The sequence below is a fragment of the Micromonospora sp. NBC_01740 genome, from assembly GCF_035920365.1.
GTDB lineage: Bacteria > Actinomycetota > Actinomycetes > Mycobacteriales > Micromonosporaceae > Micromonospora > Micromonospora reichwaldensis.
Map to the genome: position 1 here is coordinate 1,553,550 of NZ_CP109150.1, position 26,827 is coordinate 1,580,376.

Sequence of the window (26,827 nt, forward strand, 5' to 3'; positions counted from 1 at the left end):
CCCTACCCGGCGGTTGGGGTGTCTTCGCCCTAAGGTGTGCGCAGGGCGGCGCGGCCCGGTGCGAGATGACTCACGTTACTCCTGGGTAACCTTGCGCGTAGGCTGCACTGCATGACCGAGCGGAGCGAGGTCATCGACCGGTCCGGTCGAGGGTGCGGCAGCTGTTGCTCGCCGGTCGTGCCCTGACCCGGGCCCCGGTCGCCGAGCCGCTCGACAGGCAGCAGACCGGGAGGCCAACTCGATGGGCAGCGTCCAGATCGTCACCACGATCCTCGCGTTCGCCATCACCGCCGTGGCGGTGTGGCTTGCGGTACGCGCGGTCATGAAGATGGTGGCCGTCATCCGGCTGGGTCAGCCGGACCCGACCCGCTTCGGTGACCCGGGCACCCGCACGAAGACGATGCTGGCCGAGACCGCCGGCCACACCCGCATGCTCCGCTGGAGCGTGGTGGGTGCGGCGCACTGGTTCGTGATGGTCGGCTTCATCGTGCTGTCGCTGCTGGTGCTGGAGGCGTACTTCGAGGTCGTCTCCCCGACCGGCGGGCTGCCGCTGGTCGGCAACTGGGCGATCTACGGGCTGGTCACCGAGTGGCTCGCGATCCTGGGCATCGTCAGCATCCTGGTGCTGATCGCGATCCGGCTCCGCAACCGGCCCACCCGGCCGGGCGGGAAGTCCCGGTTCACCGGCTCGACCATGTGGCAGGGCTACTTCGTCGAGGGCATCATCCTCGCCGTACTGATCATGGGCTTCGTCATCCGGGGCTTCAAGGTCGCCACCGACCACTTCGAGTACCCGGTCTGGGCCGCCCCGCTCAGCCACGCCGTCGGCGGGGTGCTGCCGAACTGGGCGGCCGGCGTCAGCGTCGCCGCACTGATCAAGATCGTCATCTCGATGACCTGGCTCATCGTGATCTCGCTGAACGTCACCATGGGCGTTGCCTGGCACCGCTTCCTGGCCTTCTTCAACATCTTCTTCAAGCGTGACCCGGGCGCCAACGTCTCCGGCCTCGGCGCCCTGCGCCCCATGACGAGCCAGGGCAAGCCGCTGGACTTCGAGGAGGCCGACCCCGAGAAGGACCAGTTCGGGGTCGCCCAGGTCGAGCAGTTCACCTGGAAGGGCCTGCTGGACTTCAGCACCTGCACCGAGTGCGGCCGCTGCCAGTCGCAGTGCCCGGCCTGGAACACCGGCAAGCCGCTGTCCCCGAAGCTGCTGGTGCTCAGCCTGCGCGACCACGCGTACGCGAAGGCGCCGTACCTGCTGGCCGGCGGCGGCAAGGACCTGACCGGCGAGGAGAAGGCCACCGCCGCCCAGCTCGCCCACATGGACGTCCTCGCGCTCGCCGAGGCCGAGAAGCCGCTGATCGGCACCGCCGAGGAAGGCGGCATCATCGACCCGGACGTGCTCTGGTCCTGCACCACCTGCGGTGCCTGCGTCGAGCAGTGCCCGGTCGACATCGAGCACGTCGACCACATCGTCGACATGCGCCGCTACCAGGTGCTCATCGAGTCGAGCTTCCCGTCGGAGGCCGGCGTGATGCTGCGCAACCTGGAGAACAAGGGCAACCCGTGGGGCGCCCCGCAGAACACCCGCGAGGACTGGACCAAGGGCCTGGACTTCGAGGTGCCGCGGGTCGGCGAGGTCGACGACTTCGAGTACCTCTTCTGGGTCGGCTGCGCCGGCGCGTTCGAGGACCGGGCCAAGAAGACCACCCGGGCGGTCGCCACGCTGCTCAACGAGGCGGGCGTGAAGTTCGCGATCCTCGGCGAGGGCGAGACCTGCTCCGGCGACCCGGCCCGCCGCATCGGCAACGAGTTCGTCTTCCAGATGCTCGCCCAGCAGAACGTCGAGACCCTCAACGAGGCGTTCGAGGGCCGGGAGAAGAGCAAGCGGAAGATCGTCGCGACCTGCCCGCACTGCTTCAACACCCTCGGCAACGAGTACGGCCAGCTCGGCGGCGAGTTCGAGGTGGTCCACCACACCCAGCTCCTGGCGCACCTGGTCGCCACCGGCAAGCTCACCCCGGTGCAGCCGGTCGACGGTGGCGTGACCTACCACGACCCCTGCTACCTGGGCCGGCACAACCGGGTCTTCGCCCCGCCGCGTGAGGTGCTCGGCAGCGCCATCGCCGGCGGGGACGGCGCGAGCGGCGACGGCGGCCTCATCGAGATGCCGCGCAACAGCGAGCGCTCCTTCTGCTGCGGCGCCGGCGGCGCCCGGATGTGGATGGAGGAGAAGATCGGCAAGCGGATCAACGTGGACCGGGTCGAGGAGGCCATGTCCACCGGGGCGAAGACGGTCGCCGTCGGCTGCCCGTTCTGCTCGACGATGCTCAACGACGGGGTGAACGGCAAGGGCGCCGGCGAGCAGGTCGAGGTCGTCGACGTGGCCAGCGTGCTGCTCCGCTCGGTCAAGCCCGAGCAGGCGCCGGGCGACACCGAGCGGGCGCCGGCGGCCGGCTGACGCGTACCCCCTGCGACGCCCGACGGCGGCGGCACCCCCCCGGTGCCGCCGCCGTCGTCGTTCAGGAGGTCGTGGTGATGATCGTGGTGGTGACGGCCGTGGTGGTCGTGATCAGGATGACCGCCTGGATCTCCTCGATCGCCTTCTTCGTGGCGGCGGACGCCCAGTCCCCGGCGGCGATCTCGGTCAGCCGGCGCTTGACGTGCTCCTTCGGCAGCTCCGCGAAGAGCTTGCGGTCCAGGCCGACGGCCCGGACGAGGCCGATGAGCGCGGCCGTCCGCCCGTCCACCGGGCCGTCCGCGGCCACGGCGGCGACCATCCGCTGCCGGGCCTGCGTCTCCACCGCCGGCTCCGCGCCGGTGGTGGACGGATAGCGGGTACGCGGAAAGACCCACAGCACCTTGTCCGAGTCGCGGCGCAGCACACCGGCGGTGACCAGCCCGTCCAGCACCTGCTCGGGCAGGTCCTTGGCGAGCCGGCTGACCCAGTCCTTCGGCTTGCGCCGCTTCGGCTCGGTGGCGATCCGGGTCAGCGCGTCGTCGAGCTGCCGCTGCCCGACGGGGGTCGGATCGGTCACCACGAGCCGGTCGTCGGCGACCTCGACCCGACCGGCGAGTGTCAACTCCAGCAGCAGGGCGCCGGCCAGGCCGTAGTCGAGCGTGGGCCGGCCGAGCCGGTTGACGCCCGCGTCGTCGTAGCCGAGCAGGGCGAGTTCGTGGGCGAGCGTGAGCGGGGCCATGCACCCGACGGTAGCCGGGGCCGGCGAGCCCGGCAGATCTTCCGCCCGTGACCGGGGCCGCCGCCCGTGCGAGAATTTCGCCGAGGTGAGACGACCATCGATGGCCTGCTGCTGACCACGCTGCTGCCCCTGGTCGGCTTCGTGCTGCTGACCGGCGGCAACGCGTTCTTCGTCGCGGCCGAGTTCGCCCTGGTCACGGTGGACCGCCCCGAGATCGAGCGGCGGGCGACCGCAGGTGACAACCGGGCCGCGACCGTACGCCGGACGCTGCGGGAGCTCTCCTTCCAGCTCTCCGGGGCGCAGCTCGGCATCACCCTCACCGCGCTGCTCACGGGCTACCTGGCCGAGCCCGCACTGGCCCGCCTCTTCACCCCGCTGCTGCGGCCGGTCGCCGGGGACGCCGCCGGCCGGTTCACCCCGTTCCTCGCCCTGGCCCTGGCCACCCTGCTCTCCATGCTCTTCGGCGAACTGGTGCCGAAGAACCTCGCGCTGGCCCGGCCGATGCCCACCGCCCTCGCGACCGCCGGCCCGATGCGCGCCTTCTCCCGCGCCTTCGGCTGGCTGATCCGGGCGCTGAACGACTCGGCGAACCGCCTCGTCCGGCTGCTGGGCGTGGAGCCGCAGGAGGAACTGGCCAGCGCCCGCTCGCCGGAGGAGCTGGGGCTGCTGGCGGCCATCTCGGCGCGGGCCGGGGCGCTGCCGCCGGACACCGCCATGCTGCTGCGCCGGACCATCCGGTTCGGCGACAAGCGGGCCGCCGAGGCGATGACCCCGCGGGTCGACGTCGTCGCGCTGCGGGCCACCGCCACCGTGGCGGAGCTGCTGGCGCTGTCCCGCCGGACCGGGCGGACCCGGTTCCCGGTGTACGAGGAGACCCTCGACCTGGTGACCGGCGTCGCCGGGGTGCCGGACGCGCTGGGCGTGCCGCTGGCCCTGCGCGGCTCGACCACGGTCGGGTCGGTGGCCCGCGAACCGGTGTACGTGCCGGAGAGCCTGGACCTCGACGGCGTACTGGCCGCACTCGGCAGCGCGGGTGCCGACCTCGCCATCGTCGTCGACGAGTACGGCGGCACCGACGGCGTGGTCACCACGGAGGACCTCGTGGAGGAGCTGGTCGGGGAGATCGCCGACGAGTTCGACCCGGCCGCGGTGGACGACGCCGGCGCGGTCGGGCTGAGGGTGCCGGGCGGGGAGCGGACGGTCCTCGTCGACGGGGTGCTGCGCTCCGACGAGCTGGCGGAGCAGACCGGCTTCCGGCTGCCCGAGGGGCCGTACGAGACGCTCGCCGGGTTCCTGATGGCCCGGCTGGGGCACATTCCGCTCGCGGGCGAGACGGTCGACGAGTCGGGCTTCGAGTTCACCGTCGTGGAGGTCGAGCGGCACCGGATCGAGCAGGTCCGGGTGCTCCGTCCCGAGGAGCCGGACGGCGATGCCTGAGCTGTTGGTCACCGTCGCGCTGCTGCTCGGCAACGCGTTCTTCGTGGGCAGCGAGTTCGCGCTGATCGCGTCCCGGCGCACGGTGGTCGAGCCGTTGGCGGCCGGCTCGAAGCGGGCCCGCTGGGCGTTGTCGGCGATGAACCAGATCCCGCTGATGATCGCCGGGGCGCAGCTCGGGATCACCATCTGTTCGCTGGGGCTGGGCGCGATCGCCGAGCCCGCCCTCGCGCACCTGCTGGAGCCGGCGTTCCGCGCGGCGCGGCTGCCGGAGGGGGTGGTCCACCCGGTGGCCTTCGTGCTCGCCCTCGGGGTGGTGGTCTTCCTGCACACCGTGGTCGGCGAGATGGTGCCGAAGAACATCACCCTGGCCGGGCCGGAGCCGTCGGCGCTCTGGCTGGGGCCGGCGATGCTGGCGTTCTGCCTGGCCACCAAGCCGCTGCTGGTGGCGATGAAGTGGGCGTCGCGCCGGGTGCTGGGACTGTGGCGGGTCGAGGCGGCCGAGGCCGTGAAGACGGTCTTCACCGCCGAGGAGCTGGCCGGGCTGGTGTCGCAGGCGCGTACGGAGGGGCTGCTCGACGCGGAGGAGCACGCCCGGATCACGGGCGCGCTCGCGTTGCACAGCCGGACGGCCGCCGACGCCCTGCAACCGTGGTCCACGGTGACCACGGTGGCCGAGGACGTCTCGCCCGCCTCGCTGGAGGTGCTGGCCACCCTGACGGGGCGGTCCCGCTTCCCGGTGGTGCAGCGACACACCCGCCGGGTGCTCGGCTTCGTGCACGTCAAGGACGTGCTCGGGTACGCGGGCGCGAGCCGGCGGGCCCCCGTGCCGGCGGACGTCTACCGGCCGTTGGCGGTGGTGCCGCCGGACCGTACGCTCGCCGACCTGTTGCTGTCGATGCGCCGGGAGCGGCGGCACATGGTGCTGGTCAGCGACGGTCGCCGCCCCCTCGGGGTGGTCACGCTCGACGACGTATTGACTGCGATCGTCGGCAGGCGGGCCGACACCCTTGGTACGCAAGCGGTTGCGCAGGCGTGAAGTGGCCCTCGATCGCCTTGATTCCGCTGCCGGCCTTCCCTAATGTTGGGCACCGGCCGCTGTGGGTCGTCTGTCTCGCCCCTCTTCCCTCGCGCGAGGCGCCAAGCGGCCGGGTTGCAAAAGGAGTCGGTGCCGGTGGCAACCATGCCCCCTCATCGTCACGCACCGGGACGGTCTGCTCGTCCGGGTGGCCTGCGCAGGGTCGCCCACCGTCTGCTCACCCTGGTCGCCGCGGCGGCGGTCGGCGCCGGCATGCTGGCCGCGCCCGCCCACGCCGAGCCCTCGGTCGACGAGATCGAGGCCGCGATCGACCAGAAGTGGGAGCAGCTCGAGCCCACCATCGAGCAGTACAACAAGGTGCGGGCGCAGCTGAAGGTCAACCGCAAGAAGTCGGAGGACCTGCAGAAGAAGATCCAGCCGTTGGCGCTGGAGAGCGAGCTGGCGATGGACCGGGTCGGCGATCTCGCCTCCCGTTACTACATCTCCGGCCCGTCCCACGACATCGGCGCGCTGCTGGTCAGCGCCAAGCCCGACACGCTGACCGAGCAGCTGACGCTGCTGGACCGGCTGGCCGCGCAGGAGCGCAAGCAGCTCGAGGGCGTGACCCGGGTCCGCCAGAAGTACGACACGGAGAAGCAGAAGCTCGACACGCTCATCGTGTCGCAGACGAAGCAGCAGAACGACCTGGCCGCGAAGAAGAAGCAGATCGACGCCGACATCAAGAAGCTCGAGGCGTCGATGCCGGTGACGACGGTCAAGACGGAGAAGTGCCCGACCATCAACGGCGTGGTCAGCGAGAAGGCCCGCACCGCGATCCGGACCGCCTGCGCGCAGGTCGGCGACCCGTACGTCTGGGGTGCCACCGGCCCGAACTCGTTCGACTGCTCCGGTCTCACCCAGTACGCCTACAAGGCGGCGGGGGTCCACCTGACGCACTTCACGGGTGCGCAGTGGAACGAGGGCAAGGCCATCCCACGCTCCGAGGCGCGCCCGGGTGACCTGGTCTTCTTCAAGTCCGACCTGAGTCACGTCGGCCTCTACCTCGGCAACGACAAGATGGTGCACGCGCCGCGGGCCGGCAAACCGGTAAACGTCTCCAGCATCAACACGATGCCGGTGGCCGGGTTCCGCCGGCCCTGACGGGCCAGTTCGTCCCGCACCCGCAACGACACGAGGGCCCCCGGTCGGATCGACCGGGGGCCCTCGTCGTGCGGTGGGATCAGCGGGGCGCGCCCAGCGGGGACGGCACCAGGTTCACGTCGTCCAGGTTGACGTACATGATCCGGTGACCGAACTGGACCTGCACGTACCTGTTGTCGCCCCGGACGACCGTCTGGTCGTGGGGAGCGGAGCCGTCGAACGTGGTGGCCCGGTAGTACTCGCCGGGGAGCAGGTTGCCGACGGCGTACCGCTGGCCGGCCGAGAGCGTGTACTGCAGCGGCGAGATCGCCTGGTACGGCACGCCCTCCGGGTACGCGGCCTGCTCCGGGTAGGCCCGGCCGTACACCGGGATGGTGGCCTTACCGGCCTTCGGGGTCACCACGAACCCGACGGTCCACTTCGCCGTCGGCTTGGCGGCCGGGTTGTGGAACCACCCCTTCTGGCCGAGGTACCAGATCGCGGTCCAGTCGCCCTGCACCTCGGCAAGCGCGTACGTCTGGCCGGCCGAGACGCGGGCGCCGTGGTCGGAGACGTACGTGGTGTTCGGGGTGCCGTCGGGCCGCAGCGCGATGTCGTTGACCAGCGGCGCGTCGTGGCTCGGGGCGTTGTGCAGGAACAGCGCGGAGGAGCCGCGCAGCGGGCAGGGGGCCGTCGCCGGGGGCGGGTTCGGCACGCCCGGAGGCTGCCGGTTGCAGCCGGTGAACGGCGGCTGGTTGGTGGCGAAGTCCGGGTCGATGGTGACCAGCCCGGTTCGGTGCGTGCCGGTCGACTTGAACGGCGCCTTCAGCAGGTCGAAGTAGTGCGACCAGTCCCAGTACGGTCCCGGGTCCCAGTGCATGCCGCGCACGTTCGCGGCGACGGTGCCGGGGACGTTGTCGTGCCCGATGATGTGGTTGCGGTCCAGCGGGATGTTGTACGCCCGCGCCAGGTGGCGGACCAGCTTGGCGGAGGTGCGGTACATCGCCTCGGTGTACCAGGTGCCGTGCCCGGCGAAGCCCTCGTGTTCGAGGCCGATGGACTTGGCGTTCACGTACCAGTTGCCGGCGTGCCAGCCGACGTTCTTGGTCTTGATGTGCTGGGCGATGTGCCCGTCCACCGAGCGCAGGGTGTAGTGCCAACCCACCCGCTTCGGGTCCTTGACCAGGTTGACGCTGGGGCCGAAGTAGCCCTCGGTGTCGTGGATGACGATGTACTCGATCTTCTGCTGGGTGGGACGGTTGCCCAGGTCGTGGTTGCCGTAGTCGCCCAGGGTGGGGCCGTAGTTCTCGTACGGCGCCGGGATCCACTCGCAGGAGATGTCGCTCGGGCACTCCAGCCCGTCCGGCCGGGCGAGCTTGCGCAGGCGCAGCCGGTCCAGCCAGGAGCGGTCCGGCTGGACCGCCCGGCCGGCCAGCGTGACCCGCTGCCCGTCGTCGGTCACCCGGCTGTCGCCCGTGGCGATGGTGGCGTACACCTCGTTGGCGAAGGCCGCCGCGGCGTCGGCGCTGTCCGCGCCGGAGTACCGGGCCACCGCGCCGTACCAGGCCGCCGGGTCGGTGCCGGCGCCGACCGGGGCGCCGATCTCCTTCTGGTACGCGGCCAGCAGCGCCGCGCCGCCCCGGATGTTCGCCGTGACGTCCGTCCGCAGCGACTCCTCGCTGGCGCCGGTCAACTCGGCGGCGGCGTCGACGGTCCGCAGCGCGGCCTCGGCGGGCGGCGTGGCGGCCGGCGGCTCGCCCGCCTCGGCCAGGGACGGGCGGGAGTCGTCGCCGCGCGGGTCCTCGGTGCCCTCGTCGTGGTGCGTGCCGCCGGCGAGGGCGGTGACGTGCTCGGCGTCGGTGAGGTGCATCGGTCCGTAGCCGCCGCTGGTGCTCGGCGTGCCGGCGTTGGTGTCCCAGCGGGACTGCAGGTAGGAGACCCCGAGCAGGACGCTCTCAGGTACGCCGTACTCGGCGGCCGCGGCGGCGTACTGCTGCTGCCGGTCGTTCACCGGCGCTGCCGCGGCGGCGGATCCGGCGGCGGTGAGCGGCGTCGCCGCCATGGCGGCGGCCACGGCGGCGGCCAGCAGGACGCGTCTGCTCCTCGATGTCGCTGACAGGTGCATCAGACCCCCAGTTCGGACGGGCAAAGGTGGGGTCACCTTCGCCCCGCCCGCCGCCTCTGGTCAATACCTTTCCGTCAGACACTTCAGAAGGAAGAAAATCTTCGTCGCCCGGGTTGCGGATCCGCCCGATCCGGGTGGGTACGGAGTGTCACTGCCCGTAGGGTTGCGGATCGATAACGGTCGTCTCTACTCTGGTCATTCGTCGGCCGGTGACATTCCGTCCAACCAGGGCGGTGACGGTCCGACACCGCCGAGTCGCTCCCGAGCGAGCCGGGGACCCAGGTTCCCCGGGGTGAATCCGCAGTCCTGCGGTAGGGCGCCCCTTCCCGCCCGAACCCGTCAGCTAACCCGGTAGGCGGTACGGAAGAAGGAGTACGAAGCCCGGTGGCACACCATGCCCCGCGGCCACCGTCGGCCCGGTCGGCCCTCGCCGACCCGGTGACGGCTGCGCCGCGCCCACGCTGGTACCGCTGCACCACCGCCCTCGCCGCCCTGGCCGCGTTCGCCGTCGTCCTGACCGGCGGCGCCACGGCGGCCCACGCCGAACCGACGGTCGCCGAGATCGAGCGGCAGATCGACGAGGACTGGAACAAGCTCGAACCGATCATCGAACGGCACAACGCCACCCGCCAGGACCTGACCGCCAGGCGCAAGCAGGCCGACGCGCTCGCCGCGCAGATCGGGCCGCTGGAGAAGCAGGTCGACCAGGCGATGGAGAAGGTCGGCGCGCTGGCAGCCCGCGCCTACAAGGGCGAGAACGTCTCCGCCGTCAACGCCCTGCTGGGCAGCCGCTCGCCGAGCGAGATGATCGGGCAGCTCGAACTGCTCGACCAGTTCGCCCAGCACCAGCAGCAGGACGTGCGGCAGGTCGCCGAGTTGCGCGACCGGCTGGCCGCCAAGAAGGCGCCGCTGGACGAGATGGTCGTCCAGCTCAGCCGCACCGAGGCCCAGCTCGCGGCGAAGAAGAAGCAGATCAACGCCGAGATCGACCGGTTGCAGAAGCTACGGCTGCGGGTCTACGGCAACGGCGGCGGCGGGCCGCTGCGTCCCGCCCCCTGCCCGGCCGGCTATCCCGGCGGCCCGGCCGGCACCGCCGTGAAGTTCGCCTGCGCGCAGATCGGCAAGCCCTACGTCTGGGGCGCCGAGGGGCCGAACTCGTACGACTGCTCCGGCCTGATGCTCGCCGCCTGGGCGAAGGCGGGGGTGTCGCTGCCGCACAACGCCGCGCAGCAGCGCCGGGCCACGGCGTCCGTGAGCCGGGGCGAGCTGCGCCCCGGTGACCTCGTCTTCTACTACAGCGACCTGCACCACGTCGGCATGTACGTCGGCGGGGGCTGGGTGGTGCACGCCTCCCGCGCCGGGGTGCCGATCAAGATGAAGAAGGTCGACGACGGCCCGATCCACAGCTACGGCCGACCCGGCTGAGGCACGCGGAGGGCCCCTGCCCGGCGGGGGCCCTCCGCAGGCACGCAGGTCGGGTCAGCGGGTGGGCCAGGTGCGCCAGTGCTGCCAGGAGCGGCTCGGGGTCGGGCCGCGCTGCCCCTGGTAGCGCGAGCCGTAGACGGCCGAGCCGTACGGGTGCTGCGCCGGCGACGAGAGCCGGAAGATGCAGAGCTGACCGATCTTCATGCCCGGCCAGAGGGTGATCGGCAGATTGGCGACGTTGGACAGTTCGAGGGTCACGTGACCGGAGAAGCCCGGGTCGATGAAGCCCGCCGTGGAGTGGGTGAGCAGGCCCAGTCGGCCCAGTGAGCTCTTCCCCTCCAGGCGGCCGGCGAGCTGGTCGCCGAGCGTGATCACCTCCAGCGTCGAGGCGAGCACGAACTCGCCCGGATGCAGCACGTACGGCTCGCCCTCGGGCACCTCGACCATCGACGTGAGGTCGTCCTGCTGCTGCGCGGGGTCGATGTGGGTGTAGAGGTGGTTGTTGAAGACCCGGAAGAGCTTGTCCAGGCGTACGTCGATGCTGGACGGTTGCACCAGCGCGGGCTCGAACGGCTCCAGCGCGAGCGTTCCCGCCTCGATCTCGGAGGCCAGGTCGCGGTCGGAGAGCAGCATCCGCACACCTTAGCGACCGACACGCGTGACCTGCGTGTCGGAGTGCATCTTCGTACAATTGTTCGATAGAATGCCGGCATGGCTTCCTGGTCCGAATTCGCCGCCGACGAGCCCCGCCTCGCCGACGGGATCCGCCTCCTCATGCAGCAGTACGGGCCGGGCTTCGGCTACCTGGCCACCGTCCGCGCCGACGGCGGTCCCCGGGTGCACCCGGTGTCCCCGGTGATCACCGACGAGGGGCTCTTCTGCTTCGTCGTCGACTCGCCCAAGCGGCGCGACCTGGAGCGCGACGGCCGCTACGCGCTGCATTCGTTCCCGCCCGAGGAGAGCGACGACGAAGCCTACGTCGCCGGCCACGCCCGGCCGGTGACCGACCCGGCGCGGGTCGCCCGGCTGGCCCGCAGCCACCGGGCCGCGCCGCAGGTCGACTGGCGGGTCTTCGAGTTCACCGTCGATGTGGCGATGCTGGCCCGCCGCGAGTCCGGCGTCGCGGGCGGCGCCAGCGAGTGGCACGGCCGGCCCGCCGTCCAGGTGTGGCTCGACCCCCGCGCGGCCGCCGCCGGCACCGCGCTGGTGCCCGAGACCCGGTCGGGGCGCGTCGGCGACCACGCCGCCCGCCCCGCCGCCTGAGACGCGGTGCGGCGCCCCGGGCCGTCCCCCTCCGGGGCGCCGCACCGTGACCACCGCCCGACCCCCGCGTGCCCGGCCGCACAGACGCCGGTGCCGGCCCCGTCGAGCGAGGCCGGCACCTGTGGAGTCGTACGGCGTAACTACGCCGCGCGGTACGCGTTCCAGGCGGTCAGCATGCGGCTGGCCTGCCCGGCGGTGAACTGGTACATGCAGGAGTCGTAGCTGTAGTCCATGAAGTTGGTGATCGGGTCGACGCCCGGCGCGGTGCAGGTGTTCCGCCCGGTCGGGCAGCCGGAGGCCGGCGAGGCCTCGGCAGCGGTGTCGCTGACGCTGTCGCCCGAGCCGGAGCAGCCACCCTGGAAGGTGTGGTAGAGGTTCAGCCAGTGGCCGACCTCGTGGGTGCCCGTGTCGCCCTGGTTGTAGTTGGTGGCGGTGCCGCCCGGCAGCGACTCGCTCAGCACGACGACGCCGTCCATGCTGTTGAGGTTGCGGGTCGGGAAGGTCGCCCAGCCGAGCAGGCCGTTGCTCAGCTCACCCAGGTAGATGTTGAGGGTGTTCTTGCCGCCCGTACGCAGCGAGGTCTTCATCGACCGCTCCGCCGAGGAGCCCTGCACGATCGGGTACCAGGACGGGTTCGTCACCCGGTTGATCTTCTGGAGCTGGAAACTGAACGCGGTGGACGCGCCGCCGGTGGCCCCGCTGAACGACTGGTTCAGCACGTTGATCTGCGAGTTGACCATCGAGTCGGGGATGTTGCCGCCGGCCCGGGTGCTGTTCTCCTGGATCACGTGCACCACCACCGGGATGGTGACGGCGGCGGCCATCGTGGAGGCCCCGGCGCCGGTACGGAACCGGGCCCGCTCGCGCAGCGCGGCGGCCATGTCGGCCTCGCGCTCGCGGGTCTCCGCGAGGGTGAGCTCGTTCGGCTCGTGCTTGGCGCCGCTGCCCGGCTTGACGCGGGCGTCCGAGTGGACGTCGGCCGGCTCGACGCAGACCTCGGTCGGGGCGGCGGAGAAGGCCGAAGCGGCCGGTACGACCCCCACGGCGGCGGTGCTGAGCAGCAGCGCGAGGGTCGTCGACGCGACGCCGGCCGTACGCCGGGTCAGCAGGTTGGGACGGAGTCCCATGGGCCCACCTCTTTCTGGCGACGCGACAGGGGGTATGTCACGCCGTGACTGGAACGTTGGGCAGACGTTACAACCCATCGATGAATTTGAGAATGGCCATATGTTGCCGCGGTGGAAATTTTCCTGGCAGCGGCTGGGCGCGCATCGACGTTGCTTGACGCGGGACACGACCCGCGGTCCGGATCCGGACCACGACGCGCGACTCGGGCACGTCGTGTCACGCGGCCGGGCGGTTCGTGGCTGACGGTGACGCGGCGGGGTGGTGGCGTGGCTGGCGTGGTGGCGGCGGGCGGTGGCGCAGAGCGATCTTGGTAAGTTGAGGCCCCTCCGGGGGCCGTTAGCTGCCAAGATCGTGGCGCCTGGTGGTGTCGGAGGGGTACCTGGGTGCAGCGTCGTGACGACTCAGGTACAGTGGTGCCGCCTGCGGGTGTAGTTCAATGGCAGAACATCAGCTTCCCAAGCTGACAGTGCGGGTTCGATTCCCGTCACCCGCTCCAACGCGAAGGCCCTGGCCAGGACGCGAGTCCTGGTCAGGGCCTTCGATGTTGCATGGACCAGCGATCACACGGCGTGCCATTAGCGTGCCATTAGCTCCCGTGGGAGGTGAGCCACCTGCCTACGAAGCTGACCCGAGATGAGGCGATCGTCCTCGTCGAGCGGATCATGAGCCTCGGTTACATCGACGACGCTGAGCTGAACAGCTTGCTGGATCAACTGGAACGCGGCCTTGTCTGTCCAGACATCGCCGACCTGATCTTCTCGGTTCCCGAGCTGACGGCAGCTGAGGTCGTCGACCAAGCCACTGCCCACGAGCCGATCGAGATGCGATCCGGGCCATGGGCGGAGCCGTCGACCACCTGACCTCACTTGTCGCCGCGCTTCTTGCGCTTCTTCTCATCCTTGTCCACGCGTTTGCCCTTGCTGGCCGACTTCTTGGCCTGCTTGCGCTCCGTGCGCATCGCCTCGTGCAGCGCCTGGGCGATGGCCCGATCCGCTTCCGCCGTCGCGTGTTGGTAGATCAGGGCCGCCTGCGGCGAGTCGTGCCCCATACGGGCCATTAGGTCACGAGTGCTCGCCCCGGTCCGTGCGGCGAGGGTGTTCCCGGTGTGCCGCAGGTCGTGGAAGTGAAGGTGCGGTTGCCCGACCCGGGCGACGCTCGCCTTCCAGCCGATGAGCTTGTTCAGGTTGCCACGCCAGATCGGCCGCCCGCTCTCGGTGGTGAAGACGAACGCGTCCGGGTTGTCGTCGACCTCTGCGGCCAGGTGGTCACGGACCACCTCAACGACGGCCGGTGGCAGGCTGACCATGCGCCGGCTGGCCCGGGACTTCGGCGGACCGAGGACCAGGCCGACACCGCGCTGTTCGGTGTACGCCTGCCGTACCCGGATAGTGCCGGCGGCGGTGTCGACGTCCTGCCGTTGCAGCGCGGCCACCTCCCCCCAGCGCAGGCATCCGAAGGTGGTGACGAGGACCAGGGCGCGGTACCGGGGCGGCACGATGTCGGCCAGCTTGAAGACCTGGGCGAGCGTGAGCACCGGCCGCTCCGCAGCCTTCTCCTGGTCGGCGCCCGGGATGCGGCATGGGTTGCGGGTCAGGATCTCGTCTTCCTTGACCGCCGTCATCAGCACCGCGCGCAGCAGCCGGTACGCCTTGGCCGCCATGCTCTCCGAGACGCCGTTGCCGAGCAGTTTCGCCCGCCAGTCGCGGACCATCGGGGTGTCCAGCTGCCCCAGCTCCACCCCGCCGAGGTACGGCACGATGTGCTTGTCCAGGAGCCAGCCATACAGGTGGACCGTCCGGGGCCGCAGGTTAGGCCGTTGGTCGATCCAGCGCCGGGCGTAGTCGCCGAGCTTCACCTTGGTCCGTTCCGGGTCGACCCACTCCCGCCGCGCCATCTGCGCCTCGACGAGGGTGAGGTACCGGTCCGCGTCGGATTTGCGGGCGAACGTCTCCGGCGCGTTGCGCATCTGCCCGTCCGGGCCGAGGTAGCGGGCCTGATAGCGACCGGACGGCAGCTTGCGGACGTTGCCGAACCGGCGGTGACCTTCCTTGTTCGCCATCACGCCACCCGCCGGAGATCGCGCCACACGCCCGAGGCGGTCAGAGGCTCCACCCGCCCGGACTCGACGTGTGCCGCCAGGTCGGCTGCCTTGATGCGGACGCTGCGGCCGAGCTTGTGGAACGGGATGCGCCGCTCGGCGACCAGCCGACGGACGTAGCGCTCACTCATGTTGATCCGGGCCGCCGCCTGCTCGATCGTCAGGACCTCGTCCACTCTGGTCTTCCTCCCCGTCGTGCTGTGACGCCACGTGCTGAGTTGCCGAAAGATCTGAGGACCCCTGCGCGGCCCGATCCTTGGCGGCGAGCAGTTCGGAGCGCCAGCGGGCCCGTTCGCTGATCGACCGCATGAGCCGGTGGGACAGCGGTCCCACGTCGGGGTCGTCGGGTCGGGCGAGTTCCCAGGCGTGCCGGACCCGCTCGGGCGTGGTGCCCTGGTCGTCGACGAGCTGCCCGGTCTCGCCGGCCGCGCCGCTATCGGTGGTGGCGCCGAGCAGGGCACGCACCCAGGCCCGCGCGTCGTGTTTGTGGTCGGCGAGGGTCTTGCCGGACCAGTCGCGGGAGATGAGGATGCGCCGGCCGCCGATGCCGAGGGTGTCGCGCTGGTGGACCTTGCCCTTGCAGCGGCCCGGCTTGAGTTTCGCGTGTGCCTTCTTCGGCTGGACGCCGTAGAGCAGCCAGTTGGCGCAGCGGTCGGTGCAGGGGGTGAGTTGGAGTTGGTGCCAGAGCCGGTCGAGGTGCTTGCGTTGCCGGTCGGTGGTCGCCTTGTGGCAGTCGCCGGTGTGCTTGGTGATGTATTTCGTGACGTACCGGATGGTGCGCTCTGCGTCGGCGGTGCCGGGCATGACGCCGCGGGCGTCGACCTGGGCGCCGAAGCGGACGACGTGTACGGGCTCGGCGTCTGGGTCGTCGTCGATGTCGTCGAGTGCTTCCGTCCAGGTCGTCAGGGGCTCGCGGGTGTCCGGGTCGACCCAAGCCGAAGCCTGCTCGTCCCAGACGGGGAGGCGGTCGAGGGTGTACCGCTGGACATCCACGCTCGGCCACCACACCTGGTGGTAGGTCGCGGCGGCCACGGTGCGCAGCACGTCGCGGGGGATGGTGCCCCGGATGGCGAAGTGCGCGTGTGGGGCGAGTCGGCGTTGCGGCTCGACGCAGCCGGCGTACTGGACGTTCCAGCCTTCGCAGCGGCGCAGGTTCTGCCAGAACCGGTCGAGCATGCGGGGGAAGTGGACGGCGTCCCAGGCAGCACGGCGGTAGTCGTACCGGTCGGGGTTGACCGGGGTGCCGTCGGGGCGGACCGGCCCGTACGAATCGAGGGTGAGCGTCAGCCACATCGACGGCCGGAAGGTCGACCCGTCCGGGGCGGTGTAGGTCTTGCCGACGGTGCGCCGCTCGACCTTGCGCCGGGGCAGGTCGGGGGCATCCTGGCGGCGCTTGGTGGAGCGCTTGCGCCGGCGGCCGGGCTCATCGTCGGAGTCCTCGTCGGCGTTGCCGTGGGGAGGCCCGACGCGCCCGCGCAGGCCCTCAGCGGCGATGGCCTCTTCCACCTCGCGGATGGCCTCGTCGAGGTCGGCGACCTGGTCGTACTGGCTGGCCCGGCATGCTTCGTCCCGGGCGAACTCGAAGTGTGCCCGGAGCAGGATCAGCGATTTCTGTTCCTCGGTCGCGGGTTCCGGGCTGGGTAGCGGCTCGTCGTCGCGGTGCCAGCCCTCCCGGATCTGGGCCTGCCGCAGCCGGCGGTTCTTCTTCGCGCACGGCGCGCACTTGTCCTCACGGGTCGCCCCGCAGGGCAGGTCGATGACCTCGGTCAGGCCGGTGTCGAGGTCGGTGCGGCGCATCGCCAGGGGGCGGACGCAGACGCCGTACTCAGCGGCGATCTCTTTCAGCACGTCGACCGAGCGGGGTAGCGCCATGCGGGCCGCCCGCGACCCCGGCCGAGGAACAACCGGGGGCGGGTCGGCGGGGGCGAGGCCGGGCAGGGTCGCAGCCGTCATCGGATGATCCCGACGACGTGCGGCCGGTTCGGCTGGACGACACGTGGAGGCAGCACCGCCGCCGGGGCAGAGATGACAGCCGGAGCCGGGACAGTCGGCGGTACGGGGTCGGCCGGACGCTGGGGTTCGGGGTCGGGGGTGACCTGCTCGGGCACCTCGTGCCAGTAGGTCTGGGGTTGGTCCGGTTCGGGAGCCGGCGGGGTGACCGGGGCGTTGGACAGGACGACCTTCACCAGGGCGAGGAACGCCAGGGACGGCACGGCGGCCACGATCCAGCCCCACACCGAGGATTCCGCTTCGGCGACCTGGGCGGCGAGGGACAGCAGAGCGAACGCGACGAGCAGCGAGGCGACCAGGCCGACCGGGCGGCGGGCACGGCGGCGGGCGCGGAGTTCTAGGCCGAGGTAGATCGCCATCAGCTCGACCGCTACGGCGTTGGCCCAGCCGATCCAGTGCGGTTGGCCGTGGGCCACGGAGAGGTCGTGAACGTGGGTGAAGGCGGCGGCGCCTGCCATCGTGCCGATGGCGAGCAGGATCACCAGGCGTACTGCGGATTCGGTGCGCTCGGTCATCGCCACTCCTCCAACGGCTTCTCGCGGATGGTGACGTCGATGCGGATGCGCCGGTCGTTCATGTCGCGTCGGCGGTTGACCATCTGCGCCAGGCCGTGCAGGGCGGCGGCGGTCTGGTCGGCGGGGCCGACGAGCTGGATGCGCAGCGGACGCCGGAGCCGGTTGATGAAGCGGGTGAGGGTGGTCATGGCGGTTACCTCCGGGCAGGTCGGATTTTGGTGCGGATGTAGTCGGGAGGGGTGCCGAGCGCGGCGACCGCTTCGGAGAGGCAGCGCCACAGCGCCCACGCCTCGTCGGGGGTCAGGGACATCCGTCGCCGGCCCGCACCGACCGCCAGATAGACCGGGTACGGGTCGGGGCGTTCGGGGTCGACCCGGACGGAGACGGCGGTGGTCGGTTCGGGGGTGCGGAGCCGGTAGAACCGGCGGCCGTTCGGGGTGCTGGTCACTGGGGATCACCCCCGCTGTCGCGGTCGAGCAGGTTGCGCAGCGCATCGGGCAGCAGTGGCCCGGACGGCTTTCGGGGCAGCGGAGGGCGCACCGGTTCCGGGGCCGACTCGCGGCCGACCTGGGCGAGGATGTCCGACGCGTCGACGGGTGCCGGGTACTGCCGCGCCATGTCGCGGATGTCGTCGTCGCTGATGTACGAGAACCGGACCCGCAGGGGTTCGGGGGTGCCGTCGAGGATCACGTACCCGACGCCCTTGGCCCAGCGGGGCATCTGGTCGGCCAGGGCACCCCGGTTGCGGGCACCGTCGCCCAACACGAGGTCTACCTGGGACGCCTCAGTGAGCCCGAGCGCGATGCGGGTCGGGAACAGGTCCCGGAACGGCAGCACTTCCTTGCGGGGGTCCTGCAAAGCGGCCACGACCAGGACGCCGACGCCGGCACCCTGCGACAGCAGCAGCCCGAGCGAGCCGGCGATGCGCTTCCGCAGGTCGACATCCTGGAGGTACGCCGTCAGCGCGGCCATCTCGTCGACGACGACCACGACCAGGGGGTCAGCCTCAGTCGGGGTGTGCACCCGGACCGTGCCGGCGAGCCGGGTCTGACGTTCCCGCATGACCGTCACGGCCTCGTCGAGCAGGTCCGCCATGGCCTCGAAGGACTTGCAGGCGAACCGGGCGAACAGTGGCCGACCCATGGCGAACTCCATCCCGCCCTTGGGGTCGATCACCCAGAGCCGCACCAGGCCGGAGGCGATCCCGCCAGCCAGCGAGCGAACCAGCGACCACAACACCGAGCCCTTACCGGACCGGGTGGCTCCGCCGACCAGGACGTGCGTGGCGAGCAGGTGCAGCGACCAGACGCCCAGGTCTTCCCGCCGAGCCAGCGGCAGAGCGGTGAAGTCCGGGACGGCCGGCGCCTCGAAGGGCGCCACGACCGGTCGCAGGGCATCGGTGCGGACGAGCACCAGGTAGACCACAGTCGGCCGGTCCCGGAACCGCACCCGATCCACCATCCCCAGCAGCAACGCCCAATAGCCGGTCCGGGTCGGCGCATCGTCGGGCCGCTCGGAGTAGACCCGGGCGTGCCGCCGGCCGAAGGCGTACGCGAGGTTCGCCGTGACCCGTTGGAAGTCAGCGGGGGTCTGCCCCCGGACCATGCGGATGGTCAGCACGTCAAGAGCCTGATCCGAGCGCACGCGCAGTAGCTCGGGAAAGACGGCCCGATGGTCGTACGTCTCGGCGAGACCGCACAGGGTCATGGCCTCACGCCACGCCCACCGGTACACGAAGACCTGACGGAACCGGCCGAGCAGCGGCCCCGCGCACCACCGCCACCAGGACGCCTCGTCGCGCCACCGCCACACCGCAGACAGCGCTGACGCCAGGACCAGCGGTACGACCAGACCCGCCCAGCCATAGTCGGCGTAGAGGACGACGGCGAACACCGCCAGGCCCACGGTGACCGGGTGACGGAGGCACCACCAGCAGGCCAGGGCGAGCCAGCGCAGCACCACGCCGAGCATGACCGCCCACATCGGCAGATTGAACCGCTTCGGCCGGATCACCATCAGATCCCCGGCGGTCACCATCACTACCCCGCCTCGCGGCCGGCGCATCATCGCGCACCCCGGCGCGACACAAACCGACCCGACGCATCGCGGACCGCAGGAAGGGGAAGAACGAGTTGCCCGACGCAGAGCGGGCAGCGGTCAGCCGCACCGGCGGCCGGGTCGAACCGGGACTGACACACGCCGCACCGAGGCTGAGCCGGGGCAGCCGAACGCCTACGCTTGGACACGTCACTACCTCTCTCGACAGAGCAGGGGGAAGAGACAGAGGGCGGGGCTGCCGTCCGCCAAGACCTGACAGCCCCGCCCCCACCTGATGCGGCTACGCCGCCGCCTTCGTGGCCAAGCCCGCCGGGGCCCGCATCCCGGTCGCCCGCAGCGAGTACGCCATCCGGCCGTTGTTCGACACGTACGGCGTGACCGTCATGCCCTCGAACTCCACCGCCTCGAACGGGGCGCCCGTCGGCGGCACCGGCTGGTAGTCCGCAGAGATCTTCACCGTCGTCTCCCGGGAGCGCTTCCCAAGCTCCGGGTCAAGGTCCATCACGCGGACCTGCCACACACGCTGGCCAGTCAACTTGTCCTTCGCCGGGCTGCGCCGGCCAGTCTTCTCGTCGTAGTCCTCGACCTCACCCAGGGACTCGGGGACCAGGGCGCATCCCGCCGGGAACACATCCTCACAACGCACGGCGAACCTCGTACCGCCACGCAGAGCCATCGCTCAACCTCCAGGTTGTTGGCATGTCTGCCAAGTTGAGATTCCAAGGTAGACGGTACTTGGCAGACAAGTCAACAAGTTGCCCCCCGGCGCTCCGCTTTTGCGGTCGGCGGGTGAACGGAAACAGCGGCATGACCGCTTCAAGCGTCGCCGGACTGCCACTGTCCACAGTGGACAGTCGGGGGACACTGCTAGATGACTGAGGGTGCCAATCTTAGCTGCTTTGCGTCACGTTCAGCAACGGAAAATGACCTCGTCGACCCGTCGAGGCACCATGAGCGTCCACATCGGGGACACCTCGGGCGAAGCGAGGACAACGAGTGACGGCCCCTCCGATGCGAGCGGAGAGGCCGTCGACCTGTCGGTGCGTCCAGCGCATTGAACCTACCGAAGGGGCGCATCGCTGCAGGTCAGGCGAGTGATGCCGTCCTGCGAGCTGCCACCAAGAGTATGGCATACCGCTAGACCGCTCGGATACTCCGGCACTTCGGCGACCACGAAGAAGGGCTTAATTGTGCGAGACTTTAGTGCTCATGAATAGTCTCGCATTAGCCGTCACTCACCGAGTCGAATAACGTCCCGATAGAGGCCCGGATAGGCTCTGCATGACGTCCTATCGAATAATCGACCACTAGAGTTCGCAACTCCGACTCTGTTTGCCCTAGGAATGAGTCAACACACTCTGACCTGCAACTTTGCCCGTTGACGACGGGCGAAGTTGGCTCGGCCGGCACCGGGGTTCAGCCCGCTCCAGCCGGATCGCCGCCGTGGAGCGAAACGGGTCCCTCAGCAGATCGCGCGACCGGTCCGCAGTTGGTCAACCGGGAGGGGGTGAATTGCGTCGGTCGGCTCTCTCGTGCAATGATCTGCGGCGGCCAAGGAGAACTCCTCCGAGTCGGGTGGGAATGCGAGCCCCGTCCAACTCAGCGTCGAGGGTCTATCTCCGCAGCTCATTGTCCAGCGCATCGAACCGAAGGAGGTGAAGCTTGACCGAAATGACCCTTTCGCTGCGGTTCCCGCAGGCCGTGATGATCCAGATCCTGGTGGTGGTCATCGTCGTCCTGGGCATCACGCCCGCCATCATCTAGTTCGCGTGGCCGTGGGGAGGGCCTCCTCCCCACGGCCGACGCCGCTAGCCAAAGAACGCCAAACTGCCTGGTTTAACCCACTAATGGCGGGTATCGCCATGCTATGTCAAGCCAGCAGATAGCAGCAGTGGATGAAGAGCACTCGCGGCCCGCAGGTGTTGACGACGCGACCGTCGAGGCGTTGGGCGAGTTGAGCAAGGCGTTGGAGACGATCCACCGCGTGCGCGGTCACCTGTACTCGGCGCACCAGCTCGTCGGGGGCGCGGATCTCACCCTCGACCGGGTGGTGAAGCTGCTCCGCGAGGCCGGACACGACGAGACGGCCGACCGGGTCGAGCAGGAGCTGTTGGGGCGCAACCTGCTACCCGGCCGCTGGACCTTCCAGATCATGGAGGAATTCGACGACGGCTACTACGCCGCGTTTCAGGAGGTCGAGCGGGAAGCGCGGGAGAAGCTGGCCGGCGGACGGCGTCACATCTACGAGGCAGAGATGAAGGAGCGTCGGCGTACCCCGGGGATGCCGGGGCACGAGGCTACGCCGGAGGCGTGAGCGGCAATCCGTTGGGCAGCATCGAGGCCAGGGCGTTGGCTCTGGCCTCGATGATCTTCATGCGTCCTTGATACTCCGCTGGTTCCCGGTGTGCGGCCTGGCTGGTGACCTGGCCGGGCCACTTGCGGTAGAGCAGACCGTATTCGCGGGTGAAGTAGCCTGGACTGACGGCGTTGGCGGCGAGTAGAAGGCCGGTGTCCTCGGAGGCCGGCAGAGCCATCCAGCCGCCCAGGGCGAAGACGAGATCCCGCCGCAGGCACAGCGTCGCCGGATGCACCGACGCCCGGTAGCCGTTGGCTTGCCAGAACGACAGGACCGAGCTGCGGTCGATGACCCCGCCGGCCGGGTCCTGGTCCCATCCGGCCGTCGACCCGTCGGGCAGTAGATCGAGTACCCGCGAGGTAGCCCAACCGATCTGCGGGTGTGTGTCGAACGCGGCGATGTCCCGGGCGAGCGCACCGGGGGTCAACTGGTCGTCGGCGTCCAGAACCTTGATGAGTTGCCCGGAAACCCGGGACAGGGCGAGGGTACGAGCCACACCAGGCCCACCGGGACGGCCGGTGCCGTGACTGATCCGAGAATCGTCGGGCAGCACGTCGACCAGGGCGCCGGTCTGGCCGTCCTCCTGGACGAGCCATTGCCAGTCCCAGCCGTCGGGCATCTCCTGCTTGGCCAACGACTCGTAGGCGCCAGCCAGGTACTCGATGCTGGGCGCGTGGACCGGGGTGATGACCGAGACGAGCTGCGTCAAGTTTTCCACCGTTGGAGTCTGTGGGAGTAGACAAGCTCGGTGCGGTCACCCGGCATCACCACGTCGGCAACCTCGACGACCCGGCCGGTGGTGTCGATGGAGGTCTTGCGTACGGTGAGTACGGAGACGCCCGGGTCGATGTCCAGCAACTCGGCCTCGTCGGGCGACGGCGGACGGGCACGGATTTCGTCGTCGATCCGGTCCAGCTCGATGCCGAGAGTGTAGAGCTGATGTTGCGTGCCGCCCGGCCACGGTTCCTTGCCCTCGTCGAGCAGGTCAGGGTTCGCGGCCACCAGGTCGTACGGCAGGTAGGAGTACGACACGGTAAGCGGCGCGTTCTCGTGGCGGGAGGACGTCCAGTAGACCCGGCGCAGCAGCGGCGTACCCGGTTCGACGCGCAGGGCCGCCGCCATCTCCTCGTCGGCGTTCACCCGGGAGTATTCGGCGTGGAACTTCAGATCATCGACTGTCAGGCCGGTGTCGTGCTCGGTGGCGCCGGTCTTCAGCCGCTCCGCCTCGTCGAGCAGGACCCGGTCCTTCTCCCACTGGTACCGCTCGGTGTTGCGACGGCGTACGCGTTGGCGGGGTGCCCGCACGTAGGTGCCGCGCCCCTGCTCCGCCCGGACCAGGCCCCATTCCCGGAGCTGCCGGATGGCGTTGCGCACGCTGGTGCGGGACAGGCCGGACGACTCGGCCAACTCAGTCTCGCTTGGCATCAGGATGCCCGGTGGCAGCTCCCCGCTCATGATCTTCGCCCGCAACTCCTCCGCGAGTTGCAGGTAACGAGGGCGCCAGTCCCGGCTATGCACACCGGTCACCGTACCCCCTAGACGTTCCAACGTCTGCCAGGTGGTCCCCCCAGCGGGCCGCTCGGGAACCGGAGGTATCGCTACCGCCGCTCGCGGTGACTGGCTGCGGCGAGGGCCGGGAGTACGAGGGCCGGCTACGCCCCGCCGGCTGTTGGTGTTCACCGCGACTCCCCCGCCCGTCCGTGTCGGCCAACCGGTGCCAGCATCGCTAGGCGGGCCTGCGTCAGCTCGTCAACGAGCCGATCCACCTGTGCCGGCGACAGGAGCACGGTCTGCGTGGCGCCGTAGCGGGTCGCGTCGAGCTTGACGGCCAGGTCCCGTCGCGCGAACCGGTCGACGAGCAGTTGAACGGTGACCCAGCCGGTCCGCTCCCGCCCGATGGTGGACGGCAATCCCCGGTGCATCGGGTCGTTCGGTCCGCAGCCCCGGCACCACATCGGGCACACGACCGGCACGATCGAGGACAACGGCTGACGCTCCGTCATGGGTTCGCCTTCACTCATCGTCGGCCCCCTGCTGGCCGCCAGCTTGCTTCAGAAGCCCGCGGAGATGCTCGACCAGCTGGGCAACCTGCGGCAACGGCAACTCCGCCCAGCCCATCCCGGCCCGGCACGTCGCGTGAACCGCGATCAAGGGCGCCGTGGCGTCGGCACCGATGAGGTACGTGACGATGTGGCCGCTCGCTCGGGCGTCGCCGACCCGGTACATCGGTCCCCGATGGCGGCGGGCCATGTGCGCCATCAGCGGCGGCACCAGATGACCGCACCGATCCGGGGCACACCAGTCCGGGTGGCGTGTGGCGTCGGCCGGCTTGCTCGTGCGGCTCACTGCGGCCACCGCCCACCGTTGCCCCGGTACAGCTGCGCCCGCGTCATCGGTGGCGCGTAGCGCAGGGCGGGCAACTCCCGCGTCGGCCCAGAGGGCCACCGATGCGAGGGCGGCACAGAAGCCAGTCGGGGACGCGACAAAGCGTTGAAGCTGGCGGCCCGGGTCGACGGGCGCCACCAGGACCACCAGGACGAGAACCAGCGGCGCCGACGATGGGAGCCGGACATCGCACCTCCACAGGTAGGCGGGGACCGGTGGCCAGCCACGGGGGAATGCGGCCGGCCACCGGCCCGAATGAAGGCACGGCGCACCGTCCGACGCAGACGGGTCGGGTATCGCCGAGCCAACTTGTACGCGCGGCTACCGCAACCGGTCCGACAGGACGCCGCGCATCAGTGCGACCAGGGCCGGCGCGAGACCACTCCTGACACGAACCGTCATCCCGGCCGCACACTGGGAAACGTACCTACAAGTGGACGACTTGTCTATAGCTCGGAATGGCTTGAGCTGTTGTCACTTGGTAAGACAAGTGCCAGGTACCGTGTCGGAGTGCCTCCCTCGACGTACGGACAGCCCAAATACAGGGTCATCGCACAGAGGCTCCGCGAGTGGATTGAGGGGGGACAACTGCCGACCGGTGCGCTGGTGCCGACAGAGAAAGCGCTCATGGCGGAGTTCCGAGCGAGCCGAGGCACCGTGCGGCAGGCGATCGCGCTGCTACGCGAGGAGGGGTACCTCCAGACGGAGCGCGCTCGTGGGACCTACGTACGCCACCCGCGTGCAGCGAGCGCAGGCCGAGAGTGTTTTCAGGCGGTGCCAGCAGATGAAGAGCTGGCCGCGTTGCTCGGCCTCACGCCTGGAGAGTCGATCGTATGTCGTCAAACCGTGGTCGGGGCGGGAGAAGGCGACCTAGTTGTAATACGAAGGTACTCCAAGTCATAGCGTCAGGTTCCAGGCGCTAGAGAGCGGGAGTTAGAGAGCGTACACTCTAGCCCAGATCGAAACTCTCTTGCAGGAGTTCGACCTCCGCCTCGCGCGCCTCAGTCGTCGACATAATTCGATACTCGCTTTCATCGAGTTTGACCTCAAGTCGAGCGGCCTCGGCGAAGAATCGTTCCGGGTCGAATATTCGAAGCCTCTTGTCCGGATCCCTGCTCTTCGCCAGCTGCCAGATTACAGGCGGACGGTCGCGACGAAAAGCCGCTACTGCGGCTTCGCGCGCTTCTGTGGGGGGCATGAGACTGATCTCGATCGCACGCTTGACGCCCTCCAGCATTTCGTCTCGCGTGTACTGGCGGTGAGGCAGTTGCCCGGCTCGGGCGCGTCCGGGATGGATGGTGTCCCAGGACGAGCGGGCGTTCTTGCGAGCCGCGCCGGGTGGATTGGAGCCAAAGCCGTCCAGGAACGAGTTCCAGAGCACGGGCCTGTACTGACGTAGCAACGCTCGCTCGCCAAGGACGATCCAAGCGTCGTCGAGCGGCAGGTAGCGAACCCTGAAATCCGACAAGCGGATATTCGAACCTGAGGACCGCTCAACTTCCTGGATGCTCTTGGAGTGCTTAATAATTCTGTCCCAGAGCTTGCTTTCTTCATAATCGGGCGCATAGCCGTATCGACTGCTTCCCGCCTCAGCCTTGCCGACATAAAGTGGCACATGGGTATTCTTCAGTCGCTCATACAACGGAAAATTGCCTACCCAATATAGGGCGTACAGGCCGGCCCCTCGGAACTCGGGTAAGGGAAACGACTTGACCTCTTGCGAGTCGAGTTGCTCGCGCAAAGACCGGCCGATCTCGTCCGGGTCTAGAGGGTTGTAGCGCGGAGGAGTGGGGACCGAGGAGCGCTGGCGAGGTGGCACGGGATGACGATAGTGCATCACGACGCTGGCGTCCGTCCATGCTCGACCGGGTTCGGGTGGCGTCGCGGTCGTAGATCAGCCTGCCGCACTAGTAGTGGCTTGACGGAGCAAGTCGGCCACTCGCGCCGCTGCCTGAGTCACGTCCTCGTGTTCCCAGACGCGGACGACCTTCCAGCCAGCTAATGTGAGCAGGGCGTCGGTCTCGCTGTCTCGCTGCCGGTTGCCGATGACCTTTTGCATCCAAAAATCCTGATTCTTGGTCGCCGGACGGTAGTGTTCGGGGCAGCCGTGCCAGAAACATCCGTCGACGAAGACGGCGACGCGAGCCTTGGTAAAGGCGACATCGGCCGTCCGTCGAAGCGTGGGTAGGACCTTGTAGTTGACCCGGTAACGAAGACCCGTGGCGTGGAGTTTTGAGCGTAGCCTTCGCTCAGGCTTCGTATCCCGGCTCCGGTTCCCGCGCATCACCGCTCGAACGGCGGGACTTGATGCCCAGGACTTGGCACGCGCAGCAGCCTTCGTCGGGCTGCTGATACCTGCGCTTCCATGCGCGATCGCCCATCCGGCTCGGAGGTTCTCAGCCCGGGTGTCATGCATAACCTCGCCCAAGTACCTCTCGCGTGTCGCCCCCGAGTCTGACCAACGAAGGTACGCACGAATTCTTCGAGTCTTGGCGTACACCCGTAGGCAGACGGAAGCACGCGCAGGGCGCCCATCAGACAGGGTGATCTCTCGCGCCGCTCGACCGCCGGCCGCTTCGTCTTGCTCTGCGGCCCGCGTTCTCCGGTCCACACCTTGTGGACACCGCCAGGCGACGTCCGGTGGTGCTTGCTGGTTCCACGTTCTAGACATC

General features: G+C 69.7%; 27 protein-coding genes, 1 tRNA gene and 1 riboswitch. Of the genes, 10 read left to right on the plus strand and 18 right to left on the minus strand.

Annotated elements, in window-relative coordinates:
• Positions 1 to 241: 241 nt before the first annotated feature.
• Positions 242 to 2,461, plus strand: coding sequence for a (Fe-S)-binding protein (locus OG989_RS07455; RefSeq protein ID WP_327030075.1), 2,220 nt, complete (start codon positions 242 to 244; stop codon positions 2,459 to 2,461).
• 61 nt (positions 2,462 to 2,522) lie between these two features.
• On the opposite strand, the gene OG989_RS07460 is transcribed toward OG989_RS07455, so the two are convergent.
• Positions 2,523 to 3,200 (minus strand): GOLPH3/VPS74 family protein, encoded by a 678-nt coding sequence (locus OG989_RS07460; protein WP_327030076.1) that lies wholly within the window; start codon positions 3,198 to 3,200, stop codon positions 2,523 to 2,525.
• A gap of 123 nt (positions 3,201 to 3,323) precedes the next feature.
• Here OG989_RS07460 and OG989_RS07465 point away from each other — a divergent pair, with 123 nt between their 5' ends.
• From OG989_RS07465 to OG989_RS07475, 3 genes are all read left to right on the plus strand, one after another.
• Complete coding sequence (locus tag OG989_RS07465; RefSeq protein WP_327031124.1) at positions 3,324 to 4,637, plus strand: hemolysin family protein; 1,314 nt, start codon at positions 3,324 to 3,326, stop codon at positions 4,635 to 4,637.
• Positions 4,630 to 5,673, plus strand: a complete 1,044-nt coding sequence (locus OG989_RS07470) for a hemolysin family protein (protein WP_151454347.1) — start codon at positions 4,630 to 4,632, stop codon at positions 5,671 to 5,673. The genes OG989_RS07465 and OG989_RS07470 overlap by 8 nt, the downstream gene beginning before the upstream one ends.
• Before the next feature lie 144 nt (positions 5,674 to 5,817).
• Positions 5,818 to 6,813, plus strand: coding sequence for a C40 family peptidase (locus OG989_RS07475; protein ID WP_151454348.1), 996 nt, complete (start codon positions 5,818 to 5,820; stop codon positions 6,811 to 6,813).
• A gap of 79 nt (positions 6,814 to 6,892) precedes the next feature.
• On the opposite strand, the gene OG989_RS07480 is transcribed toward OG989_RS07475, so the two are convergent.
• Positions 6,893 to 8,917 (minus strand): N-acetylmuramoyl-L-alanine amidase, encoded by a 2,025-nt coding sequence (locus OG989_RS07480; protein ID WP_327030077.1) that lies wholly within the window; start codon positions 8,915 to 8,917, stop codon positions 6,893 to 6,895.
• A 238-nt stretch (positions 8,918 to 9,155) separates the two neighbouring features.
• Positions 9,156 to 9,289: riboswitch (cyclic di-AMP (ydaO/yuaA leader) on the plus strand.
• A gap of 12 nt (positions 9,290 to 9,301) precedes the next feature.
• Between OG989_RS07480 and OG989_RS07485 the strand changes: the two genes are divergently transcribed.
• Positions 9,302 to 10,342: a C40 family peptidase gene (locus tag OG989_RS07485; protein ID WP_327030078.1), complete on the plus strand. Its 1,041-nt coding sequence runs from the start codon at positions 9,302 to 9,304 to the stop codon at positions 10,340 to 10,342.
• Between the two features lie 54 nt (positions 10,343 to 10,396).
• Here OG989_RS07485 and dcd read toward each other — a convergent pair whose 3' ends face one another.
• Positions 10,397 to 10,975 (minus strand): dCTP deaminase, encoded by a 579-nt coding sequence (gene dcd / locus OG989_RS07490; RefSeq protein WP_121397319.1) that lies wholly within the window; start codon positions 10,973 to 10,975, stop codon positions 10,397 to 10,399.
• A gap of 78 nt (positions 10,976 to 11,053) precedes the next feature.
• On the opposite strand from dcd, the gene OG989_RS07495 reads away from it, so the two are divergent.
• Positions 11,054 to 11,605, plus strand: a complete 552-nt coding sequence (locus tag OG989_RS07495) for a pyridoxamine 5'-phosphate oxidase family protein (protein WP_132235313.1) — start codon at positions 11,054 to 11,056, stop codon at positions 11,603 to 11,605.
• Between the two features lie 140 nt (positions 11,606 to 11,745).
• On the opposite strand, the gene OG989_RS07500 is transcribed toward OG989_RS07495, so the two are convergent.
• The gene (locus tag OG989_RS07500) at positions 11,746 to 12,732 is read right to left on the minus strand and encodes a zinc metalloprotease (RefSeq protein ID WP_151454352.1); all 987 of its coding nucleotides are present in this window, start codon (positions 12,730 to 12,732) and stop codon (positions 11,746 to 11,748) included.
• A gap of 423 nt (positions 12,733 to 13,155) precedes the next feature.
• Between OG989_RS07500 and OG989_RS07505 the strand changes: the two genes are divergently transcribed.
• Positions 13,156 to 13,229, plus strand: a tRNA-Gly gene (locus OG989_RS07505).
• Positions 13,230 to 13,335: 106 nt separating this feature from the next.
• On the plus strand, positions 13,336 to 13,593 hold the full coding sequence (locus tag OG989_RS07510) for an e9imm peptide (protein ID WP_327030080.1): 258 nt from the start codon (positions 13,336 to 13,338) through the stop codon (positions 13,591 to 13,593).
• 2 nt (positions 13,594 to 13,595) lie between these two features.
• Here OG989_RS07510 and OG989_RS07515 read toward each other — a convergent pair whose 3' ends face one another.
• From OG989_RS07515 to OG989_RS07550, 8 genes are all read right to left on the minus strand, one after another.
• Complete coding sequence (locus OG989_RS07515) at positions 13,596 to 14,792, minus strand: tyrosine-type recombinase/integrase (RefSeq protein ID WP_327030081.1); 1,197 nt, start codon at positions 14,790 to 14,792, stop codon at positions 13,596 to 13,598.
• A complete protein-coding gene (locus OG989_RS07520) occupies positions 14,792 to 14,962 on the minus strand; it encodes an excisionase family DNA-binding protein (RefSeq protein WP_327031125.1) in 171 nt (56 codons plus the stop codon). The genes OG989_RS07515 and OG989_RS07520 overlap by 1 nt, the downstream gene beginning before the upstream one ends.
• On the minus strand, positions 14,955 to 16,784 hold the full coding sequence (locus OG989_RS07525) for a replication initiator (RefSeq protein ID WP_327030082.1): 1,830 nt from the start codon (positions 16,782 to 16,784) through the stop codon (positions 14,955 to 14,957). The genes OG989_RS07520 and OG989_RS07525 overlap by 8 nt, the downstream gene beginning before the upstream one ends.
• Positions 16,781 to 17,356, minus strand: coding sequence for a DUF2637 domain-containing protein (locus OG989_RS07530; RefSeq protein WP_327030083.1), 576 nt, complete (start codon positions 17,354 to 17,356; stop codon positions 16,781 to 16,783). Before OG989_RS07530 ends, OG989_RS07525 begins: the two co-directional genes overlap by 4 nt.
• Entirely contained in the window at positions 17,353 to 17,544 is a 192-nt protein-coding gene (locus OG989_RS07535; protein WP_327030084.1) for a hypothetical protein, read from the minus strand. The genes OG989_RS07530 and OG989_RS07535 overlap by 4 nt, the downstream gene beginning before the upstream one ends.
• Positions 17,545 to 17,549: 5 nt before the next feature.
• The gene (locus OG989_RS07540; protein WP_327030085.1) at positions 17,550 to 17,804 is read right to left on the minus strand and encodes a hypothetical protein; all 255 of its coding nucleotides are present in this window, start codon (positions 17,802 to 17,804) and stop codon (positions 17,550 to 17,552) included.
• Entirely contained in the window at positions 17,801 to 19,393 is a 1,593-nt protein-coding gene (locus OG989_RS07545; RefSeq protein WP_327030086.1) for an FtsK/SpoIIIE domain-containing protein, read from the minus strand. Before OG989_RS07545 ends, OG989_RS07540 begins: the two co-directional genes overlap by 4 nt.
• Positions 19,394 to 19,694: 301 nt before the next feature.
• Positions 19,695 to 20,090: a hypothetical protein gene (locus tag OG989_RS07550; RefSeq protein WP_053653994.1), complete on the minus strand. Its 396-nt coding sequence runs from the start codon at positions 20,088 to 20,090 to the stop codon at positions 19,695 to 19,697.
• A gap of 1,191 nt (positions 20,091 to 21,281) precedes the next feature.
• On the opposite strand from OG989_RS07550, the gene OG989_RS07555 reads away from it, so the two are divergent.
• Positions 21,282 to 21,728 (plus strand): hypothetical protein, encoded by a 447-nt coding sequence (locus OG989_RS07555; RefSeq protein WP_327030087.1) that lies wholly within the window; start codon positions 21,282 to 21,284, stop codon positions 21,726 to 21,728.
• On the opposite strand, the gene OG989_RS07560 is transcribed toward OG989_RS07555, so the two are convergent.
• The 4 genes from OG989_RS07560 to OG989_RS07575 form a co-directional block, all read right to left on the minus strand.
• Entirely contained in the window at positions 21,712 to 22,488 is a 777-nt protein-coding gene (locus OG989_RS07560) for a glycosyltransferase family 2 protein (RefSeq protein WP_327030088.1), read from the minus strand. The two genes, OG989_RS07555 and OG989_RS07560, sit on opposite strands and share 17 nt — an antisense overlap.
• Positions 22,476 to 23,297: a GntR family transcriptional regulator gene (locus OG989_RS07565; RefSeq protein ID WP_327030089.1), complete on the minus strand. Its 822-nt coding sequence runs from the start codon at positions 23,295 to 23,297 to the stop codon at positions 22,476 to 22,478. Before OG989_RS07565 ends, OG989_RS07560 begins: the two co-directional genes overlap by 13 nt.
• A 149-nt stretch (positions 23,298 to 23,446) precedes the next feature.
• Positions 23,447 to 23,773, minus strand: coding sequence for a precorrin-4 C11-methyltransferase (locus OG989_RS07570; protein WP_225852092.1), 327 nt, complete (start codon positions 23,771 to 23,773; stop codon positions 23,447 to 23,449).
• A gap of 10 nt (positions 23,774 to 23,783) precedes the next feature.
• Positions 23,784 to 24,116 carry a hypothetical protein gene (locus tag OG989_RS07575; RefSeq protein ID WP_327030090.1) on the minus strand — a complete coding sequence of 111 codons (333 nt, stop codon included), beginning with the start codon at positions 24,114 to 24,116 and terminating at the stop codon, positions 23,784 to 23,786.
• 294 nt (positions 24,117 to 24,410) lie between these two features.
• Here OG989_RS07575 and OG989_RS31915 point away from each other — a divergent pair, with 294 nt between their 5' ends.
• Entirely contained in the window at positions 24,411 to 25,058 is a 648-nt protein-coding gene (locus OG989_RS31915) for a GntR family transcriptional regulator (RefSeq protein WP_442791911.1), read from the plus strand.
• Positions 25,059 to 25,104: 46 nt separating this feature from the next.
• On the opposite strand, the gene OG989_RS07580 is transcribed toward OG989_RS31915, so the two are convergent.
• Together OG989_RS07580 and OG989_RS07585 are read right to left on the minus strand one after the other, a co-directional pair.
• Positions 25,105 to 25,974, minus strand: a complete 870-nt coding sequence (locus tag OG989_RS07580; protein WP_327030091.1) for an Eco29kI family restriction endonuclease — start codon at positions 25,972 to 25,974, stop codon at positions 25,105 to 25,107.
• Positions 25,975 to 26,049: 75 nt separating this feature from the next.
• Positions 26,050 to 26,826: a very short patch repair endonuclease gene (locus tag OG989_RS07585; protein WP_327030092.1), complete on the minus strand. Its 777-nt coding sequence runs from the start codon at positions 26,824 to 26,826 to the stop codon at positions 26,050 to 26,052.
• Position 26,827 lies beyond the last annotated feature (1 nt).

Coding starts and splice junctions, on each gene's coding strand:
- OG989_RS07455 (WP_327030075.1), top strand. CDS start 242: ATGGGCAGCGTCCAGATCGTCACCACGATCCTCGCGTTCGCCATCACC.
- OG989_RS07460 (WP_327030076.1), bottom strand. CDS start 3,200: ATGGCCCCGCTCACGCTCGCCCACGAACTCGCCCTGCTCGGCTACGAC.
- OG989_RS07470 (WP_151454347.1), top strand. CDS start 4,630: ATGCCTGAGCTGTTGGTCACCGTCGCGCTGCTGCTCGGCAACGCGTTC.
- OG989_RS07475 (WP_151454348.1), top strand. CDS start 5,818: ATGCCCCCTCATCGTCACGCACCGGGACGGTCTGCTCGTCCGGGTGGC.
- OG989_RS07480 (WP_327030077.1), bottom strand. CDS start 8,917: ATGCACCTGTCAGCGACATCGAGGAGCAGACGCGTCCTGCTGGCCGCC.
- dcd (WP_121397319.1), bottom strand. CDS start 10,975: ATGCTGCTCTCCGACCGCGACCTGGCCTCCGAGATCGAGGCGGGAACG.
- OG989_RS07495 (WP_132235313.1), top strand. CDS start 11,054: ATGGCTTCCTGGTCCGAATTCGCCGCCGACGAGCCCCGCCTCGCCGAC.
- OG989_RS07500 (WP_151454352.1), bottom strand. CDS start 12,732: ATGGGACTCCGTCCCAACCTGCTGACCCGGCGTACGGCCGGCGTCGCG.
- OG989_RS07515 (WP_327030081.1), bottom strand. CDS start 14,792: ATGGCGAACAAGGAAGGTCACCGCCGGTTCGGCAACGTCCGCAAGCTG.
- OG989_RS07520 (WP_327031125.1), bottom strand. CDS start 14,962: ATGAGTGAGCGCTACGTCCGTCGGCTGGTCGCCGAGCGGCGCATCCCG.
- OG989_RS07525 (WP_327030082.1), bottom strand. CDS start 16,784: ATGACGGCTGCGACCCTGCCCGGCCTCGCCCCCGCCGACCCGCCCCCG.
- OG989_RS07530 (WP_327030083.1), bottom strand. CDS start 17,356: ATGACCGAGCGCACCGAATCCGCAGTACGCCTGGTGATCCTGCTCGCC.
- OG989_RS07535 (WP_327030084.1), bottom strand. CDS start 17,544: ATGACCACCCTCACCCGCTTCATCAACCGGCTCCGGCGTCCGCTGCGC.
- OG989_RS07545 (WP_327030086.1), bottom strand. CDS start 19,393: ATGGTGACCGCCGGGGATCTGATGGTGATCCGGCCGAAGCGGTTCAAT.
- OG989_RS07550 (WP_053653994.1), bottom strand. CDS start 20,090: ATGGCTCTGCGTGGCGGTACGAGGTTCGCCGTGCGTTGTGAGGATGTG.
- OG989_RS07555 (WP_327030087.1), top strand. CDS start 21,282: ATGTCAAGCCAGCAGATAGCAGCAGTGGATGAAGAGCACTCGCGGCCC.
- OG989_RS07570 (WP_225852092.1), bottom strand. CDS start 23,773: ATGACGGAGCGTCAGCCGTTGTCCTCGATCGTGCCGGTCGTGTGCCCG.
- OG989_RS31915 (WP_442791911.1), top strand. CDS start 24,411: ATGAAGGCACGGCGCACCGTCCGACGCAGACGGGTCGGGTATCGCCGA.
- OG989_RS07585 (WP_327030092.1), bottom strand. CDS start 26,826: ATGTCTAGAACGTGGAACCAGCAAGCACCACCGGACGTCGCCTGGCGG.